Genomic DNA, 18,404 nt, shown 5'->3' on the forward strand with positions numbered 1-18,404 from the left:
CTCAGGGCGTGTCGGTGAGCTTGGCCAGGAGGTGCTGGAGCTGCGTGCGCTCCTTGGGGGTGAGGCGGTCCAGGAGGGCGGCGTCCACTTCGGCGGCCACCGGGAAGGTCTGGCGGATCTCCTGGTCGCCCTCCTCGGTGAGGTGGACCAGGCGGCGGCGCCGGTCCGCGAGGTCGACGGTGCGGATGATCAGGCCGCGCTGCTCCAGGCGGAGCAGGACGGCGGCGAGGGTGGCCTTGTCGATGCCGGCCGAGACGGCCACGGCGGACTGCTCGATGCCGGGCTGCTCGCCGACCGCCCGCAACACCGCGTACTGGGGTTTGGTCAGGTGCGGCAGCCGGCCCTGCCAGTGGGCGCCGTGCTCCTGGAGCACCCGCCTCATCAGGTGGAACGTCTTGCTGTGCATCTCGGGGACGCGCGTTGCGCCAGGACCCTGACCGGGGGCAACGGACGACTCCTGCTCCATCTCCATGCCCGCATGTTAGTGTGCTTACGAATCGTTCGTACACTAACGTTATGCGTACGAACGTCGGAGGGAGCGGCGAGGTCACCATGCGCTTGATCGTCGGCATGACCGGAGCGACGGGCGCGCCCCTCGGGGTGCGCCTGCTGGAGACGCTGCGCAGCCTCGACACGGTGGAGACCCACCTGGTCCTGAGCAAGTGGGCCCGCGCCACGATCGAGCTGGAAACCCCGTACACGGTCCGCGACGTGACCGGACTCGCCGATGTGGCCTACGGGGCGGCGGACCAGGCCGCGGCGATCTCGTCGGGCTCCTTCCGCACCGACGGGATGATCGTCGTCCCGTGCAGCATGAAGACCCTCGCCGGGATCCGGGCCGGTTACGCCGAGGGACTGGTGGGGCGGGCCGCGGACGTGGTGCTCAAGGAAGGCAGGAAGCTCGTCCTGGTGCCGCGGGAGACCCCGCTCAGCACGGTCCACCTGGAGAACATGCTGGCCCTGTCCCGCATGGGCGTGGTCATGGTGCCCCCGATGCCCGCCTTCTACAACCATCCCACCGGTCTCGACGACGTCGTCGACCACATCGTCGCCCGCGTTCTGGACCAGTTCGACCTGCCCTCCCCGAGGGCCCGCCGCTGGAGCGGGATCGCTCACGCCCGCGGCACCGAGGTGGTCCAGCGCACCGAACGCCCGTGCGCCGGCCGCGGACCCGCCTGAGAGGACGAAAGACCATGCCCCACGACGACCTGCGCTCCTTCCTGGCGGAGCTGGAACGCCACGGCCAACTGCTGAACATCACCGAGGAGGTGGCCGCCGAGCCGGACCTCGGCGCCGCCGCCAACGCCGCGTCACGCATGGGCGACACGGCCCCCGCCCTGTACTTCGACAACGTCACCGGCTTCACCGACGCCAGGATCGCCCTGAACGTGCACGGCTCCTGGGCCAACCACGCCCTCGCCCTGGGCCTGCCGCCCACCACCGGCCCGAAGGAGCAGGTGGAGGAGTTCAGCCGCCGCTGGCAGGAGTTCCCGGTCGAACCGGAGCGCCGCGCGAACCCGCTGTGGGCCGAGGTGAGCACCGAGGGCGACGCGGTGGACCTGTTCAGGGCACTGCCCCTGTTCCGCCTCAACGACGGTGACGGCGGCTTCTACCTGGACAAGGCCGCCGTCGTCACCCGCGACCCGGTCGACCCCGACGACTTCGGCAAGCAGAACGTCGGCATCTACCGCATGCAGATCAAGGGCCGCGACCGGCTCGGCCTCCAGCCGGTCCCCATGCACGACGCCGCCATCCACCTGCGCAAGGCCGAGGAACGCGGTGAGGACCTGCCGATCGCCATCGCGCTCGGCAACGAACCCGTCATCTCCGTCGTGGCCTCCACCCCGCTCGGCTACGACCAGTCCGAGTACCACCTGGCCGGCGCGCTGCGCGGCGCCCCGGCCCCCATCGCGCGCGCCCCGCTCACCGGCCTGGACGTCCCCTGGGGCAGCGAAATGGTCCTCGAAGGCGTCGTTCTGGCGCGCGCCCGCGAGATAGAGGGCCCGTTCGGCGAGTTCACCGGGCACTACTCCGGTGGCCGCAGCATGCCCGTGATCCGTATCGACAGGATCTCCCACCGCCGCAGCCCGATCTTCGAGACGCTCTACCTCGGCATGCCCTGGACCGAGGTCGACTTCCTGACCGCCGCGAACACCTGTGTGCCGCTCTACCAGCAGCTCAAGGCGGAGTTCCCCGAGGTCCAGGCCGTCAACGCCACTCACACCCACGGCATGCTCGTCGTCATCTCCACCGAGAAGCGTTACGGCGGCTTCGCCAAGGCGCTCGGCACCAGGGCCATGTCCACCCCGCACGGCCTGGGCTACTGCAAGATCGTCATCGTGGTCGACGAGGACGTCGACCCGTTCGATCTCCCCCAGGTGATGTGGGCGCTGTCCACCAAGGTCAACCCCGCGGGCGACCTGGTCGTCCTGCCCAACTTCCCGATCATGGGTCTCGACCCCGGCGCCCAGCCGCCCGGCATCACCCACCGGGTCCTCATCGACGCGACCACCCCGGTGGCGCCCGACCTCCGCGGCCACTACTCCCAACCGGTCTCCGACCTGCCCGAAACCCCCCACTGGGCGGCGAAGCTGCACGCGCTGCGCGCCACCCGCTGACCCGCCCGCTCCGCCCCGCCCGGAGGCCCCGCCGTGACCACGACCTGCCCGCGCTGCGCCGCGACCCGCACCGAACGACTCGCCACCTCACCCGTCCCCGGAGTGTGGGACGTCCACCAGTGCCAGGACTGCCTTTACACCTGGCGCACCACGGAACCGGCCCGCCGCACCAGCAGGCGGGCGTACCCGGAGGAGTTCCGCATGACCCGGGCCGACATCGAGGGCGCCACCGAAGTGCCCGCCGTCCCACCGCTGCGGCACGACGCCGATCCCCGCCCCTCGTCGTGACCGCCCGTCCGGCCGGCGGCCGCGGCGGCCCCTGAACGCGCCTCCGGGTCAGGGCCGTGGAGCTTCCCGGGATCTTTCCGCAGGCCACGCCTGCGCACCGGGCATGACCCAGCGGCGCGTCGGCGGCCGGAACCTGCACCGGGCCGCGCGGGCCGAGCGCGTCGATGAAAGAGACCTGCACCGCGACGTCACGCTGGTGCGGCGCGCCAGTGCGACGCGCCGCTGCTCACGAGGATGCCGAGCGACCACCTGGACCTCAGCCCTCGGGATGGCTCAGTTCCACGTCGACGTCCCCGGCGTCGCCCGTACCGATGGTGACGGCGGCGGCCACCGGCGGGTAGCCGCTCGCGATGACCGCGTACTCGCCCGCGTCCAGGTCGGTGAAGGCATAGGCGCCGTCGGCCCCCGTGACGGCGGCGCCGACCACGTTGCCCGCCGCGTCGAGGAGGGTCACCCGGGCGTCCGCCAGCGGCCGCTGACCGGCGCCCGTCCGGATCGTCCCCCCGACGCGCGCCCCGGTCCGCAAGGCGATCTCCAGCCGGGCGGTGCCCGTCTCGCCGACCCGGACGAGCTGGGCGGCGGGACGATGGCCGGCGGCGTTGACGGCGACGGTGAAGTCGCCGGCGGTGAGATCCGCCAAGGAGAAGTCACCGGCCCTCCCGGTCCTTCCGGTGGCGACGACCTCGCCCCGGACGTCGGTCACCACGACCATCGCGCCCTCGACGGGCCGGGCGTCGGGCCCTCCCGTGACCGCTCCCGCGAGGCCACCGCCACCGGTCAACAGCACGTCGTACGCCAGCGGTTCCGCACCGACCACGATGGTGGTCGCCCGGGGCCGGTGTCCGTCGGCGGCGGCGATCAGGACGTACGAACCGGAGCCCGGCGACGCCAGGATGTAGCTGCCGTCGGGTCCTGCGGCGGCCCGGCCCAGTTGCTGCCCACCGAGGGAGATCAGAGTGAGCGTGGCATTCGCCACCCCCATGCCGTCGGCGGTGTGCACCCGGCCGCGGATGACGTCGTCGCCGGTGAGGACGTCCGTGCCACCCGCCGCCGCGAACGCGGCCACCGGCTGCCGCGCGGGGGCTTCGGCGGCCCGGTCGGCCGGTTCGGGCACGGCCGCCGGCGCCGCGCCGGCGGCGTCCGCGGCGGCCTGTGCCTCTATGCCGGAGACCTGGCGCAGCGGAGTCTCCTTGATGAACAGGATGATCAGGAAACCGAGGGCCACCACCAGCGCGGCGAGCAGGAAGACCGTGTGCATCGAACTCGCGAAGCCCTCCTTGAAGGGCTGGGCCAGGCGCGGGTCCAGGGACTGGATGAAGGAGGAGTCGGAGAGCACGTCGGAGCCGGGCGAGCCGCCCGGGTGGTCGAGCATGTCCAGTACGGGCTTGTTCGCCGGGTCGGAGAGCACCGCCGGGTCGTTCAGTGCCGCCTGGAGCTGGGGTGTGGACGCGGCGGACCTGAACGCCGAGGAGATGTTCCCGGTGACGGTGGAGAACAGCACCGAGAGGAAGACCGCCGTACCGGCCGTGCCGCCCATCTGGCGGAAGAAGGTGGACGAGGAGGTCGCCACGCCCATGTCCCGTGGCGGTACCGCGTTCTGCACCGCGAGGACGAGCGGTTGCAGCGAACTGCCCAGGCCCAGGCCGAAGACCCCCATGCACAGCATGGTCTGCCACAGGGGCGTGTCCCACTGCACCCGGTAGTAGAAGAGCAGCATGGCGGCGACCATGAGGGCGCTGCCGATGATCGGGAGAACCTTGTAGCGGCCGGTCCGGGACGTCACCTGGCCGCAGATCACCGAGGCGACGATCATGCCGCCCACGAGCGGCAGCATCTCCAGGCCCGACTTCGTGGCGCTGGCGCCCTTCACGATCTGCAGGTACTGCGGGATCAGCAGCATCCCGCCGAACATGCCCATGCCGATGACCACGCCCGCCATGCTGGTCAGGCTGAAGATCCCGTTTCGGAACAGCCGCATGGGGATCAGTGCTTCGTCGCCCATCCTCAGTTCGACGAGGATCCAGGCGATGATGCCGACCGCGCCGACCGCGTAGCAGACGAGGGAGTTCCGCGACGTCCAGCCCCAGCCCTGGCCCTGTTCGGCGACGAGCAGCAGCGGCACCACGCCGATCGCGATGGTGAGGGCTCCCCACCAGTCGATGCGGTGGTTGCGGCGGGTGTGCGGGATGTTCAGCACCCGGGCGACGACGAACAGCGCGACGATGCCGATGGGGACGTTGACCAGGAAGACCCAGCGCCATCCGGTGATGCCCAGGATGCTGCCCCGGCCGGCGAGGAAGCCGCCGATGAGCGGGCCGAGCACGCTGGAGGCGCCGAAGGTCGCGAGCATGTAGCCCTGGTAGCGGGCCCGCTCACGCGGCGGCACGACATCGCCGATGATGGCCAGCGCCAGCGACATAAGGCCGCCCGCGCCCAGCCCCTGGAAGGCCCGGAACCAGGCCAGTTCCGCCATCGAGGTGGTGAAGGAGCAGGCCGCCGAGCCGATGACGAAGAGGGTGATCGCGGCGAGGTAGTAGGGCTTGCGGCCGTGCAGGTCGGACAGTTTGCCGTAGAGCGGCGTCGCGATCGTCGAGGTGATCAGGTAGGCGGTGGTCGCCCAGGCCTGCTGGCTCAGGCCGTGCAGGTCGTCCGCGATGGTCCGGATCGACGTGCTGACGATGGTCTGGTCGAGCGCGGCCAGGAACATGCCCAGCATCAGGCCGCTCAATATGGTCAGGATCTGCCGGTGGCTGAGTCCGCCGGGTGAGGTTCTGGGCGCGGTCCCCACTCGGGGCGGCGACGCGGCATGGCTCATCGTGCTGTTTCTCCCTGGTCCGCCGGCATCCCTGACCGCCTCCGGGGCCGTGCCGCGCGTTGTGTCGTTCCAGAAGTTCGTCGTCGAGGCGCGCCGGCAGCAGGTCGAGTGGAAAAAACTCCGGTCCTGGGACGGGATTCGGGCGGGGTACGCCTCGTTCGCCTCGTTGCCGGCGTCCCGCGGACGCCGGTGGTTGCCGTACGCGGCCCGTCCGCCCTCGCTGACGTACGGGAGCGGGGCCGTTGCGGCCGACGCCACTGCGGCGCCGGCGACGGTCAGGGGGTGGTCGGGTCCCTCGCCGGGTGTACCGGATCCCGGGCCGTGGTCCGTTGGTTCATCCCGGCTGCCCCTCCTGCGCATTTGTATGCCTCAAGCAATTATACGAGCAAACTTTGCAAACAAGCCGTCAAGAACCGTCAAACCGGAGCGGTCACGGGCCCTCCAGCCAGGAGCGGGTAGGACCGCTCACCCGCAAAAGGACAGGGACTTTACAGAACGAAACTGTCGATATCCGGCCTACCTGTTAACGTCGCGGGCGACGGGGTGCGCTCGTGCCGGGGGTGGCTTTCATGGATGTGGTGGGTGTCGACGCCTGTGGGCGGCAGGGGTGGGTCGGGATCCGGCTGACCGACGGCGTGTACGCCGGGAGCATGGTCGCCGCCCGCCTCGCCGACCTGCTTCTGCACTGCCCCGAAGCGGCCGCCGTCGGCGTCGACATCCCGCTCGGCCTGCCGGAGTCCGGCTGGCGCGCGGCCGACCGCGCCGCGAAGGCGTTCCTCGGCGCCCGGCACAGCAGCGTCTTCATGGCCCCGCCCCGGCCGGTCTGGGACGTGCCGGACCACCCGGCGGCGAACTCCCTCTGCCGCGACCTCACCGGAAAGGGACTGAGCCGCCAGGCGTTCGCCCTGCGCGCCAAGGTCCTGGACGCGCGCGAGTGCTGGACCCTCGACCCGGAGCGGCTCCACGAGGTCCACCCCGAGGTCGCCTTCCGCGCGATGGCCGGCACACCGCTCGCCCACGGCAAACGGAGCTGGGGCGGCCAGGTGCTGCGCCGCGCGCTCCTCGCCCGGCAGGGCATCTCACTGCCCGACGCGCTCGGCGCGGCGGACACCGTACCGGCGGACGACGTCCTCGACGCCGCCGCGGCGGCGTGGTCCGCCCACCGCGTCGCCACCGCCCGTTCCATCAGCCTTCCCGACCCGCCGGAGCGCGACGCGGCGGGCCGCCCGATCACCATCACGTATTGAACCGAGCACGACTAGCTGGTGCCCCGGCTGAACAGCCGGGCGCGCCGGGCCAGTCGGCCGGGCGCCGCCCCGGCGGGCGCGCGAGTGTCGCGGCGGCGGGCGCCGTCAGCCGTCGCCGACCTGCCGTGCCACCTGCTCCAGCCGGTGCCGGTAGCTCTCCCACCAGGCCCGCCCACCGGACGGTGTGCTGTCCTTGCCCTCCAGTTCCCCGACCGACCCGTCGATCAGCTCGCGCACGATGTCCGCGTGGCCGGCGTGCCGGTGGGTCTCGGCGATCACCCGTACGACGACGTGGTGCAGCGTCACTTCGCGCCGCTCCTCGGGCCACCACGGAACGCGGCCCGTCGCGTCCAGTGCCAGCGCCTCGATCGTGCGGTCGGAGTGTTGCCAGGCCCGCCGGTACAGCTCCACGATCTGTTCCCGCGACTCTTCAGCGGTGGCCCACATGTCGGCGTTGGTCTCGGCGTCCTCCGTGTACCACCAGGGCGGCGGCTCCCCGTCGAAGTACGGCCGCCCGAACGCGTCGCCCAAGTAGCCCAGTTCCACCCCGGCGACATGTTTGACCAGCCCCAGCAGATTGGTGCCGGTGGGTGTGAGCGGGCGGCGGACGTCGTATTCGGACAGTCCGTCCAGCTTCCACAGCAGGGCCTCGCGGGCGTCCTGCAGATAGCGGTGAAGGTCCGTTTTCGGGTCCGGTTCAACCATGGCGGGCAGTCTCCCACCCGGCACTGACACCGGACCTCGGCCGGACGCCGCGCGGGAGCGTCATCCGCCGGGCGGGCGGAGCGAGAACAAGGCCACCCGCTCGACTCGAAAAAATCCTACTTTGGCACTATTTGCGCCATGCGAGTCACGGTCCGGCGGAGTCCCTCGTCCGGTCACCACCGTTCAGGTAGCCGTGGGATCTCCCCGTCCCGTGACCGAGGAGTCCTCATGCTGTGCCGTCGTGTTCTGGGCAGGCGTGCCGTGGCACCACTCGTCGCCGCGGCCACCGCGGTCCTTCCCCTCCTCCCGCACGCCGCCACGGCCGCCGCCGACCGTCCGCACTTCTACGAACCGCCCGCGCGCCTGCCCGCACACAACGGTGACCTGATCCGCTCCGAGCCGACCGCCTTCCACCTGGACCCCCTCAAGGCGGTCGAGGTCGAGGCGAACGTCAACCGGATCATGTACCGCACGACCGACCGCACCGGGCGGCCCATCGCGGTCACCGGCACCGTGCTCGTCCCCCGGGCCCCCCGGCACAACCCGCTTCCCGTGGTCGCCTTCGCCCCGGGAACCCAGGGGCTGGCGGACAAGTGCGCCCCCTCCCGCCAACTGGCCGAGGGCACCGAGTACGAGGGGCTGTTCATCAAGAAGCTCCTCGACCAGGACTACGCCGTCGTGGTGACGGACTATCAGGGGCTGGGCACACCCGGCGTCCACACCTACCTGGACCGCGAGGCGCAGGGCCGCGCGGTCCTGGACTCCGTCCGGGCGGCCCGGCGTCTGACCACGGCGCACCTCCCCGGGTCCGGACCGGTGGCTCTCTACGGCTACTCCCAGGGCGGCGCGGCGGCGGCCGCCGCGGCCGAACTCGCCCACACCTACGCGCCGGAGCTGAAGGTCAGGGGTGCCGTCGTCGGCGCTCCCCCCGCGGACCTGGACGCGGTGGCCGACAGCCTCGACGGCTCCGCCCACTCCGCGCTCCTCCCCTACGCCCTCGCCGGGCTCGGCGCCGCGTACGGTGTCGACATCGACCCGTACCTGAACTCCCGGGGCCGGCAGGTAACCCATGACCTGCGGGACAACCGGTGCACGGCCCAGGCCGTCGGCGCCTACCCGTTCCTGCGATCCCGCACCCTGACGGTGGACGGACGGCCGCTGACGGATCGTCTCCGGCACGCGCCGTGGGACAGGATCGTGGCGCAGCAGCGGCTCGGCGAGCGCGGGCCCGCCATGCCCGTCCTGCTCTCGCACAGTGTCCTGGACGACGTCGTCCCCCACCGGGTCGGCGAGCGGCTGGCCGCCGACTGGTGCCGGCTGGGTGTGACGGTGGAGTTCACCAGCAACCACATCCCCACCCATGTCGCCGCCAGTACGGGCACGAGTGCCGCGGGCGTCCCGTGGCTCGCGGACCGGTTCGCCGGAAAGGCCGCGTCGAGCACCTGCTGAGCCGGGAAGGAAGGCGGGGCGGGCCGTGCCTTCCCGGCATCGGCCCGCTCCGCTTCCGCCGACGGGAGCCCTCGCCGTCCCGGACCGCCTCAGCCGTTCACGTGGTCCCGCCACGAGTGCCGCGGCTCGTACCCGAGGACCTCACGGGCCCGCGCCACACTGAGCAGCGTCTCGTACGTGCCGGTCTCCCGGGCCAGTTCCACCCCGGGGAAGACCTCGGCGAGGAGGTCCGCGGAGGGGCGGTCCATGATCGTGTCGGCGGCGGCGATGACGTAGCTGGACGCACCCGTGACGGGCGCGGTCAAGCCGAGTCGGCACGCCTGCGCCGCGTCGCGCGCGTCCACGTAACCCCACAGGTTCCACTTGCGCGCGTGCGGGTCGGACCAGTATCCGGGCACCAGCGCGTAGTCCTCGACGAGATGGACGTTGGACAGGCGCAGGGCCACGAAGGGAATGCCCGACCAGCCGGCGATCTGCTCGGCCGCGGTCTCGCCCAGGACCTTGGACAGGGCGTAGGTGGAGGTGGGGTGCGGATAGTGGCCCTCGTCCACCGGGGCGTAGCGCGGCGGAACGTCGAAGGGCAGGCCGAGGGTGGTCTCGCTGGACGCCCAGACGACGCGGTCCAGCTTGTTGTGCGCGGCGGCGAGGAAAACGTTGTCATTCATCGCCGTGTTCGTCGTGAGGGTGTGCGGGGCGGGGTAGAGGCCGGGGGCCGGGATGTTGGCCAGGTGGACGACGCTTCGCACCTTGCTCAGGGCGTCCACGGCCTGGCCGTAGTCCGTGAGGTCGGCACGCATCAGCGACACGCCCAGTCCGCTCGCCCACGCCCGTTCGGCCGGTCCCACCGCGACGTCCACGGCAAGCACCTTGTACCCCTGCTCGACCAGCTCCGCGACCACGACCCGGCCGGTCTTGCCGGTGGCCCCCGTGACGGCGACTGTACTCATGCGCTGTGCTCCAGATTCGAACGTTCGCTCCTGATGGCGGTCCCATCCTTGCTCCGGCCGCCGCGGGACGCCAGGGCGGTCCCCTGGTCGGACACCCCGGCAGCCGGGGGAACGGCGTCCGCCCGCCGACGACTTCGGCCCGCCCGCCGTCCGCGGACGGCGGGCGGGAGCGTCCGCGCTCCGCGCCGCGACACACTCTCCGGGCGCCGGTGTCACCGGTCCACGACGGCCTGGGAGCTGCCCGGCACGGCCGCCCCGTCCGGGGCGGATCCGGCACCGCGCCGGATCCGACGGCGTGCCGTGCCGTCCCGGCCCCCACCGTCCGCCGTGGGTGCGACGTGTACGGGGTGTGCCACCACCGAGTGGTGGAGATAGCCCAGTTCGTTCGGCGGACTGGACTCCGGTTGTGTGGTGCCCCGGTCGTCGGTGGCCCGTACGCGGACGGTGTGCGCGCCGGGCGCCGGAGTCCAGCCGAACTCCCAGCGCACCCACACGCCCGGCGTCGCCGGTGTGGTGATCAGCGCCTCCTGCCAGGGCCCCTCGTCGATCCGGTACTGGACGCCGACGACCCGGTTCTCCCCCGCGAACGCCCGTCCCCGGATCGTCTGCGGGCACGGTCGCAGCCGTGCCGGCCAGGGCAGTTCGACCAGGCTCGTCACGGTGAGCCCGGTGATCGCCGGGCCGAGCGCGGGCCCGGCCGCCGGGAAGTCCGGTCCGATCAGTACGTAGTCCTCGGTGTTCCAGGGCACGTACAGGGTCTGGTCCGAGACCTCGATGCGGCCCAGCCACTTGATGCTGGCCGCGCCCAGCCAGCCGGACACCACGAGGCGGGCCGGGAATCCGTGGTCGGGCGGGAGCACCTCCCCGTTCATGGCCAGCGCGACCAGGGTGTCGTCGGCCCATGCCTTGGCGAGCGGCATCGGACGGCGGGCCCGGATCTCGTCGAGCCCTTCCGGCATGACCTCGCGCGCGCCGGGTGTGATCCCGGCCGGTTCGAGCAGGTCGCGCAGCCGGACGCCGGTCCACTCGGCGGTGCTGATCGCACCGCGTCCCCACGGGGTGCCGGCGAACCGGTGCCCGGTCTCCTCGCCGAACAGCACCCGGCGGTTGCCGGCGCACTCGATGGTGCGCACCACGGACACCAGCGGAAACCGGTTCCACAGGTCGTCGTAGGTGTAGGCGACCGGTTCACGGGCCCCGCTGCCCTCGATCCGCAGGGTCCACGTCACCGGGTCCAGGCGTGGGGTGGGCGCGTGGCTGCGGAGGAAGAAGCGGTCGTTCGGGGTGAGGAAGCCCGGCATGCGGTCCGGCCGGGTCCCGTAGTCCAGGCCCGTGCCGGTGTCCTCCATCAGCTCCGCGGGGGTGGGTTTGACCACCTTGCGGATCGTCTCGGGATCAGGTGTCCGCTGGGTGTTCGTCGAGCCAGACATGTGTCCACCCTGCGCGTGGTCCCGGGCGTCCGGTAGGGGACTGATCCCGATGGGTGCATAACCCGGACCTATGGGTCCGGACTGCTGCGGGGGTGCGCCGCGCGGTTGCCCCGCGGTGGCGGGCGAGCACCGCAACCACGCGATCCTCGGCGCCTCCGAGCACTGTGTGGCCGTCCATCCCTCGGACATGGGCGTGGCGCTGCTGGCCTTCGACGCCGTCGTCACGTACCGGACAACCAACGGGCCGGGCGAGTTGCCGCTCGCCGACTTCTACCTCCCGGTGGGTGACACCCCGCACCAGGAGACCGCGCTGCCGCCGGGGGCGCTCATCACGGGGGTCACGCTGCCGCCGGTACCGGCGGCCGCCGGCTCCCGCTACCGCAAGGTGCGCGAGCGCGCCTCCTACGCCTTCGCCATCGGCTCGGTCGCCGCCGCGCTCGACGTCCGCGACGGCGTCGTACGCGAGGCGCGGCTCGCCTTCGGGGCGGTCGCGTCCCGGCCGTGGCGGGCCCGCGCGGCCGAACGCGTACTGACCGGTGCCCCGGCGGACGCCGAGACCTTCGCCGCGGCCGCGGCGGCGGAGCCGGCAGCCGCACGGCCGCTCGCGCACAACGGATACAAGGTGACGCTGATGCGCAACCTCGCGGTGGCCGTGCTGACCGAACTCGCCGAGGAGGCCACCCGATGACCACGACCACCGCGGCACCGGCCGCCCGGTCCGTCGGCACCGCGCACGTCCGCGTGGAGGGCCGGGACAAGGTCACCGGGGCCGCGCGCTACGCGGGGGAGGTCCCCTTCGCCGAACTCGCCCACGGCCGGCTGGTGTTGTCCACCGTCGCCCGCGGCCGCGTCCGCTCGGTGGAGGCCGGTCCCGTCCGTGACATGCCGGGCGTGCTGGACGTCCTGCACCACGGGCACGCCCTGCCGGTCGACGCCGACTGGGTCCTGCCGGTACTGGGCACGAAGCCGGACCCGATCGTCGCCCTCTTCCAGACCGACCAGGTGCCGTACGCGGGCTGGCCCGTGGCGCTGGTCGTCGCCGAGACCTCCGAGCAGGCCAGAAAGGCCGCCGAGGCGCTCGTGGTGCACTACGACACGGAACCCTTCGACATCGCGTTCTCCGCCGAACGCCCGGACGCCTACCCGGCGGCGGGTTCGGGTGGGCCCGGAGTCACCGAGAAGGGCGACCTGGAGGCCGAACTCGCCGCGTCCGCCGTCGTCCTGGACGCCGAGTACACCACCCCGCAGGAGCACCACCACCCGATGGAGCCCCATGCGGCGACGGCCCGCTGGGACGGCGACCGCCTGGAGGTCTTCGACTCCAACCAGGGCAGCTCCTGGATCGCGGATCACCTCGCCAAGCTGTTCCGGCTCGACCCGGCGGCCGTCCAGGTCAGGGCCGAACACGTCGGCGGCGCCTTCGGCAGCAAGGGGGAGGTCCGCGTCCAGCAGGTGGCCGCCGTGATGGCCGCGACCCTGCTGCGCCGCCCGGTACGGGTGGTCCTGACCCGCCGTCAGATGTTCTCGCTGGTCGGCTACCGCAGCGCCACCGCCCAGCGCGTCCGGCTCGGCGCCGACCGGGACGGCCGGCTGCGCGCACTGGAGCACCGCTCGCTGAACATGACCTCGACCGTGCGGGTCCTCGTCGGGCCGGCCACCTCGGTGTCCCGGGTGATGTACGACGCACCCGCCCACCACACAGCCAACGAGGTCGTACGTCTCGACGTACCGACCCCGTCGTACGTGCGCGCGCCGGGTGAGGCCCCGGGCTCGTTCGCCCTTGAGTCGGCGATCGACGAACTGGCCGTGCGGTGCGGGATCGACCCGATCGAGTTGCGCGTACGCAATGAGCCCGAACGGGGTCCGGTGTCCGGGAACCCGTTCAGCAGCCGCAATGTGATCGCCTGTTTCCGCTACGGCGCCCGCAGGTTCGGCTGGGCCGAGCGGGACCCGCGGCCCGGTGTCCGCCGGGACGGACGCTGGCTGCTCGGGACCGGCACGGCCGCGGCCACCTACCACGTGGGGGCCGCGCCCTCCACGGCCTCCGTGACCGCCGAGGCCGACGGCACCTTCAGCGTACGGATCGCCGCCGCCGACATCGGCACCGGAGCCCGGACCGCGCTCACCCTGATCGCCGCGGACGCCCTGGCGGTGGCCCCGGACCGAGTCCGGGTACACGTCGGGGACAGCGGTTTCGGACCGGCCGTCCTCGCCGGCGGCTCCATGGGCACCCGGTCCTGGGCCTGGGCGATCCGGATGGCGGCGGACGAGCTGCGGGAACGGCTCGTCCCCGGCGTACCCGTCCCGCCTCAGGGCGTCACCGCACGGGCCGACACCACCGCGGCGGTCGTCGGTCTCGCCCAGCAGGCGCCGCGCGAACGGCACACCTTCGGAGCCCAGTTCGCCGAGGTCGCCGTGGATCCCGCGAGCGGCGAGGTACGGGTGCGCCGCATGCTCGGCGTCTTCGCGGCCGGCCGGATCGTCAACCCGCTGACCGCCCGGAGCCAGTTCGTCGGCGGCATGATCTGGGGCATCTCCATGGCCCTGCACGAGGAGGCGACCCTGGACCGGGCCACCGGCGGTCTCGTCGGCGCCGATCTCGCCGGCTACCACATCGCCGCGCACGCCGACGTGCCGCACATCGAGGCGTACTGGGTGGACGGCCCGGACCCCGACGACCCGGTCGGCGTCAAGGGCATCGGCGAGGTCGGGAACGTGGGTGCCGCGGCGGCCGTCGCCAACGCGGTCTGGCACGCCACCGGAGTCCGGCACCGCGACCTGCCGATCCGGCCCGACCGGATCCTGACCGGCGGGGCGCCGGATGCTTGACCTGGCCGGGGATCTCGACCGCTGGGTCGAGGAGGGCCGGGACTTCGCCGTGGCCACGGTCGTGGCCACGAGCGGCAGCGCCCGCGCCCGCCCGGCGCCGCCCTGGCCGTCGCGGACGACGGCACGGCGGTCGGCTCGGTCTCCGGCGGCTGCGTGGAAGGTGCCGTCTACGAACTGTGCCAACAGGTGCTGGCGGACGGACAGACCGTCCTCCAGCGCTTCGGCTACAGCGACGAGGACGCCTTCGCCGTCGGCCTGACCTGCGGCGGGGTCATCGACATCCTGCTCACTCCGGTCCGCACGCGAGGATCCCTGAGAGGGGTGTTCCGGTCCGCGCTGGCCGCCGCCGCCCGCGGTGAGCCGACAGCCGTCGCCAGGGTGGTCCGCGGTCCGGACGAACTCCTCGGCGCCGCTCTCCTCGTGCGCGCCGACGGCTCCCACGAAGGCGGGCTCGGCGGGCACCCGCGGCTGGACCGGACCGCGGCGGCCGAGGCACGCGCCCTGCTGGACATCGGCCGTACGGACACCCTCGGCCTGTCGGAGGACGGGACGCAGTGCCCCGGTGGCCTCACTCTGCTCGTCGAGGTGAGCACTCCCCCGCCCCGCATGATCGTCTTCGGTGCGATCGACTACGCCGCCGCCCTGGTGCGCATCGGCAAGTTCCTCGGCCACCACGTCACCGTCTGCGACGCCCGTCCCGTGTTCACCACACGGGCCCGCTTCCCCGATGCCGACGACGTCGTGGTCGACTGGCCGCACCGCTATCTGCGGCGCACCCCGACCGACGCGCGCACGGTGCTGTGCGTGCTCACCCACGACGCCAAGTTCGACGTACCGCTGCTGGTGGAGGCGCTGCGCAGGCCGGTGGCGTACGTCGGCGCCCTGGGCTCGCACCGCACCCACGCCGACCGCCTGAGGTGACTGCGCGAAGCGGGCCTGACCGAGGCCGAGTTGGCCCGGCTGCGGTCGCCGATCGGCCTCGACCTCGGTGCCCGGACACCCGAGGAGACCGCCCTGTCCATCGCGGCGGAGATCGTCGCGACCCGCTACGACGGCACCGGCGCCCCGCTCACCGGCTCCGGCACCCCCATCCACCGGGAAGGGGCGGCCCGGGGCACCGAGGTGGTGGTGTGATGTCCCGGAGCCGCCCGCGTCCCGTCCGGGGACGGCGCCGCGCTACCGGCGGACGAGGCGTACGGCGTCGGCGATGACATATCCGTCGGCGGCGTCGGACAGTTCGACGGTGGCCGGCTGACCGGCGGTGAACCTGAAGTCGCCCAACGAGACCCACTGGCCCCCGTGTTCGCGCTGGTCGACCCGGACGACGGTGGACCCGCCCGCGTGGTGGACGGTGTAGGGGGCGTCGGACGCGCGGTTGCTCGCCGCCGTGTACCAGACGGCCACCTCGCAGGCTCCGCCGACCGGCACGTCCGCACGCCAGCGGACCACCGCGTCGCCGGTGCCCGCCGGATGGGTGCGGTAGCTGTCCCCGTAGTAGCCGGTGACGCCGGTCGCCTTGTTCCAGTCGCCCGCGACAGCTTCGTAGCCGGCCGAATCGTTGTCCACCACGGCGCCCCGGTAGGAGAGGCGGACCGCGTCGGCGGCGATCTCCTGCCCGGCGTCGGCCGAGAGTTCGACCGCGCCCCCGCCACCGGCGGAGAACGTGAACTCGCCGAGGGGGACCCAGGTGCCCCCGCCGGAACTCTGGTCCACCTTGACGGTCGTCCGGCCCTCGGCGTGCTCGACCACGTACGAGGCGCGGGAGGTCAGGGTCTTGTCCGCCGGGTACCAGGTGGAGACCGCGTAAACGCCGCTCATGGGCACGTCCGGCCGAAAGCGCACCTGGGCGCCGCTCGTGCTCGCGGCGTGCCGGTGACAGCTCTGCCCGTAATTCCCGGCGGTCCCGGCCACCCTGGTCCAGGCACCCGAGACGGTCTCGAATCCGGGGGCGAAGTCGTTGTCCGCGACCGCGTCCGGCACATCCGGGGCGGATCCGCCCGCGGTCAGGGTCAGTTGATCGACTCCGATGCCTTTGTCACCGCCGTAACCGGGGCCGGCCAGGGTGAACCGGATCGTATGCCGTCCGACGTCCAGGGTGACGGTCCCGAGGCGGTAGACCTGGTAGCCCTCGCCCACCGGCACCGCGGGGTCGTCGAGAGCCGCGAGGTCGTTCAGGACCGTCGGGTCGATCAGGCCCTGGGTCAGTGCTCTGTCGTCGACGCTCACCCGCAGCACGCCCCGGTAGCGGTGCCGGTGAACCCGTACGGCCACCTCGTAGGTGCCCGCCTCGGCGACGTCGAAGGGGACTTGTACGTAGTCGCCCGCACCGCCGGGGGCCGTGTAGCCGATTCTCCTGCCGCCCAGGGCGTTGGGGTCGGACACGATCGACGGTGACCCGCCGGTGTCGGTGCGCGCCTCCGGGGTGGCCAGTTCGTAGTCGTACCGGGTGAGACCGGGGCCGGTGGCGAGGCTGTCCCGCCCCTGGGTCAGCCATGCGAGGTCGAACCGGGCCATCGCGATGCGCTCGGGGAAACTCGGGTCGCTGCCGTCCCTGCCGTAGACCAGCAGGATCGTGCCGTCGGACAGCCGGGCGAGGTCGGAGTAGTAGGACGGGCCGGTGTCGACCACGCGGCTGTAGCGGTAGCTCGCTCCCTCGTCGTAGGAGATCGAGACGGTCATGTTCTCCCGGGCGGACGAGTCCGGCCGGCTGAACAGCAGCCGGTCGACCGAGCCGTGGCTGTACCGGAGCAGGCCGGCGTCGACCGAGTTGAACGGTGCGACCGCGCCGTCGATCACCGGCGCCGACCAGCTCTTTCCGCCGTCGGAGCTGGTCGCGGTGATGCGGTAGCGGGTACCGCCGGAGCCCCACCGGCCGCCCACGACCACCGATCCGTCGTTGCGCTCGTACACGCGGCTCTCGTTGATCGGGTAGGCGGTGTCCACCGGGACCGGGGCACTTCGCCGCCAGGTGACGCCGTGGTCGTCGCTGTACAGCATGTCGACGCCGTAGTTGGCGTCCGCGGCGGTCGTGGCGGCCCGGTGGGTGACGGGCATCAGCAGCCGGCCGGTGCGCAGTTGTATTCCGTGGCCCGGGGTCGGGCTGTTGCGTGTCCATCCGTACGGGTTGGCGGCGAACAACGACGTCAGGTCCTCGGGGGCCGACCAGGTGGCCCCGGCGTCGTCGCTCCGCCTGACGAAGACGGACCCCACGCCGTCCGCGTCGGCGGAGCCCTTGTAGAAGAGGAACACCCGGCCCGTCTGCTCGTCCACGACCGGTGTCGCGCTCCCCCAGCTCTGGCCCGCTTCGGCCGGCACCACGGGCGCACTGGCCGACCAGGTGCGCCCGCCGTCCGTGCTGCGGCGGACGAGCAGGTCCTTGTCCCCGCCGTCCGCGGTGACGAACCGGCCCTCGGTGAAGGTGAGCACCACGTCGTCGGGCAGCGCCTGTCCGCCCCCGGCCGGCGGCACGGTTCCCTCGGGAACCACCGCGAGGCCCTGTACGTGGAAACTGGCGTAGGCGTCCTCGGCGGTCGAATCCCACAGTTCGGATTCGTCGAACGAACCCGCATCGGCCGCGCCCTGGACCGTCGCCGGCATCGCCTGCGCGACCGTCGCCGCGGGGGTTCCTTCCGGGTTCGTCGCCGGGACCAGCAGAGCCAGTGCCAGGGCCAAGCCGCTCCCGGCCGCTCGCAGCAGCGTTCTTCGGAAATTCGAGCGAGTCATATCCACACCTCTTCCTGCGCGTTTCCCGTAGACCGCGCCTGTCGGCCCGTCACCTCTACACGAACAGGTACTGTCGACTTCCCCGCGCATTTCTGGCGCACCGATTTCCCGCCGCTTCCAGGGATGTCCGTACGGAGCGTCCACCGTGTCCATGAAAAGCCGATGACGGTAATAAAACAGGCCGCCGTCCGGCCGAAACGCGAAAGCGATCCATACCCTAACCACCGGCACACTCACCGTCAACACACAACTTCCGTTGCTCCACCACAGGTTGGCAGCCGCACCGGCACGCACCGAGGCGGAATTCCCGGCGAAGGGGAAGGTGATCACGAAGGTCGCGAAAACAGAGAAAT

General features: G+C 72.2%; 12 protein-coding genes and 2 pseudogenes. 8 read left to right on the plus strand and 6 right to left on the minus strand.

Features of this window, described 5'->3' with window-relative positions; genetic code table 11:
* Position 1 precedes the first annotated feature (1 nt).
* Positions 2–472: a MarR family winged helix-turn-helix transcriptional regulator gene (locus ACFY2B_RS20145; protein WP_390764452.1), complete on the minus strand. Its 471-nt coding sequence runs from the start codon at positions 470–472 to the stop codon at positions 2–4.
* Positions 473–552: 80 nt separating this feature from the next.
* Between ACFY2B_RS20145 and ACFY2B_RS20150 the strand changes: the two genes are divergently transcribed.
* From ACFY2B_RS20150 to ACFY2B_RS20160, 3 genes are read left to right on the plus strand one after another with little or no spacing between them, the layout of a single operon-like run.
* Positions 553–1,179, plus strand: coding sequence for a non-oxidative hydroxyarylic acid decarboxylases subunit B (locus ACFY2B_RS20150; RefSeq protein WP_390764592.1), 627 nt, complete (start codon positions 553–555; stop codon positions 1,177–1,179).
* A 14-nt stretch (positions 1,180–1,193) separates the two neighbouring features.
* Positions 1,194–2,618, plus strand: coding sequence for a non-oxidative hydroxyarylic acid decarboxylases subunit C (locus tag ACFY2B_RS20155; protein WP_390764453.1), 1,425 nt, complete (start codon positions 1,194–1,196; stop codon positions 2,616–2,618).
* Positions 2,619–2,651: 33 nt separating this feature from the next.
* A complete protein-coding gene (locus ACFY2B_RS20160) occupies positions 2,652–2,906 on the plus strand; it encodes a non-oxidative hydroxyarylic acid decarboxylases subunit D (protein ID WP_390764454.1) in 255 nt (84 codons plus the stop codon).
* Positions 2,907–3,162: 256 nt separating this feature from the next.
* On the opposite strand, the gene ACFY2B_RS20165 is transcribed toward ACFY2B_RS20160, so the two are convergent.
* A complete protein-coding gene (locus ACFY2B_RS20165) occupies positions 3,163–5,721 on the minus strand; it encodes an MFS transporter (protein WP_390764455.1) in 2,559 nt (852 codons plus the stop codon).
* Between the two features lie 569 nt (positions 5,722–6,290).
* Here ACFY2B_RS20165 and ACFY2B_RS20170 point away from each other — a divergent pair.
* On the plus strand, positions 6,291–6,968 hold the full coding sequence (locus ACFY2B_RS20170; protein WP_390764456.1) for a DUF429 domain-containing protein: 678 nt from the start codon (positions 6,291–6,293) through the stop codon (positions 6,966–6,968).
* 105 nt (positions 6,969–7,073) lie between these two features.
* On the opposite strand, the gene ACFY2B_RS20175 is transcribed toward ACFY2B_RS20170, so the two are convergent.
* Positions 7,074–7,673: a DinB family protein gene (locus ACFY2B_RS20175; RefSeq protein ID WP_390764457.1), complete on the minus strand. Its 600-nt coding sequence runs from the start codon at positions 7,671–7,673 to the stop codon at positions 7,074–7,076.
* A gap of 228 nt (positions 7,674–7,901) precedes the next feature.
* Here ACFY2B_RS20175 and ACFY2B_RS20180 point away from each other — a divergent pair, with 228 nt between their 5' ends.
* On the plus strand, positions 7,902–9,122 hold the full coding sequence (locus tag ACFY2B_RS20180; protein ID WP_390764458.1) for an alpha/beta fold hydrolase: 1,221 nt from the start codon (positions 7,902–7,904) through the stop codon (positions 9,120–9,122).
* 89 nt (positions 9,123–9,211) lie between these two features.
* On the opposite strand, the gene ACFY2B_RS20185 is transcribed toward ACFY2B_RS20180, so the two are convergent.
* Positions 9,212–10,069 (minus strand): NAD-dependent epimerase/dehydratase family protein, encoded by an 858-nt coding sequence (locus tag ACFY2B_RS20185; protein ID WP_390764459.1) that lies wholly within the window; start codon positions 10,067–10,069, stop codon positions 9,212–9,214.
* 212 nt (positions 10,070–10,281) lie between these two features.
* A complete protein-coding gene (locus tag ACFY2B_RS20190; RefSeq protein ID WP_390764460.1) occupies positions 10,282–11,499 on the minus strand; it encodes a sulfite oxidase in 1,218 nt (405 codons plus the stop codon).
* Positions 11,500–11,602: 103 nt separating this feature from the next.
* On the opposite strand from ACFY2B_RS20190, the pseudogene ACFY2B_RS20195 reads away from it, so the two are divergent.
* The 3 genes and pseudogenes from ACFY2B_RS20195 to ACFY2B_RS20205 all read left to right on the plus strand — a co-directional run.
* Positions 11,603–12,187, plus strand: a pseudogene (locus ACFY2B_RS20195) (FAD binding domain-containing protein); the annotation flags it as partial.
* The gene (locus ACFY2B_RS20200) at positions 12,184–14,328 is read left to right on the plus strand and encodes a xanthine dehydrogenase family protein molybdopterin-binding subunit (RefSeq protein WP_390764461.1); all 2,145 of its coding nucleotides are present in this window, start codon (positions 12,184–12,186) and stop codon (positions 14,326–14,328) included. The pseudogene ACFY2B_RS20195 and the gene ACFY2B_RS20200, both read left to right, overlap by 4 nt.
* Positions 14,321–15,462: pseudogene (locus ACFY2B_RS20205) on the plus strand (XdhC family protein). The gene ACFY2B_RS20200 and the pseudogene ACFY2B_RS20205 overlap by 8 nt, the downstream one beginning before the upstream one ends.
* Positions 15,463–15,504: 42 nt before the next feature.
* Here the strand turns inward: ACFY2B_RS20205 and ACFY2B_RS20210 are convergent.
* A complete protein-coding gene (locus tag ACFY2B_RS20210) occupies positions 15,505–18,051 on the minus strand; it encodes an exo-alpha-sialidase (protein WP_390764462.1) in 2,547 nt (848 codons plus the stop codon).
* Positions 18,052–18,404 lie beyond the last annotated feature (353 nt).

The organism is Streptomyces sp. NPDC001270 (genome assembly GCF_042896695.1).
GTDB lineage: Bacteria > Actinomycetota > Actinomycetes > Streptomycetales > Streptomycetaceae > Streptomyces.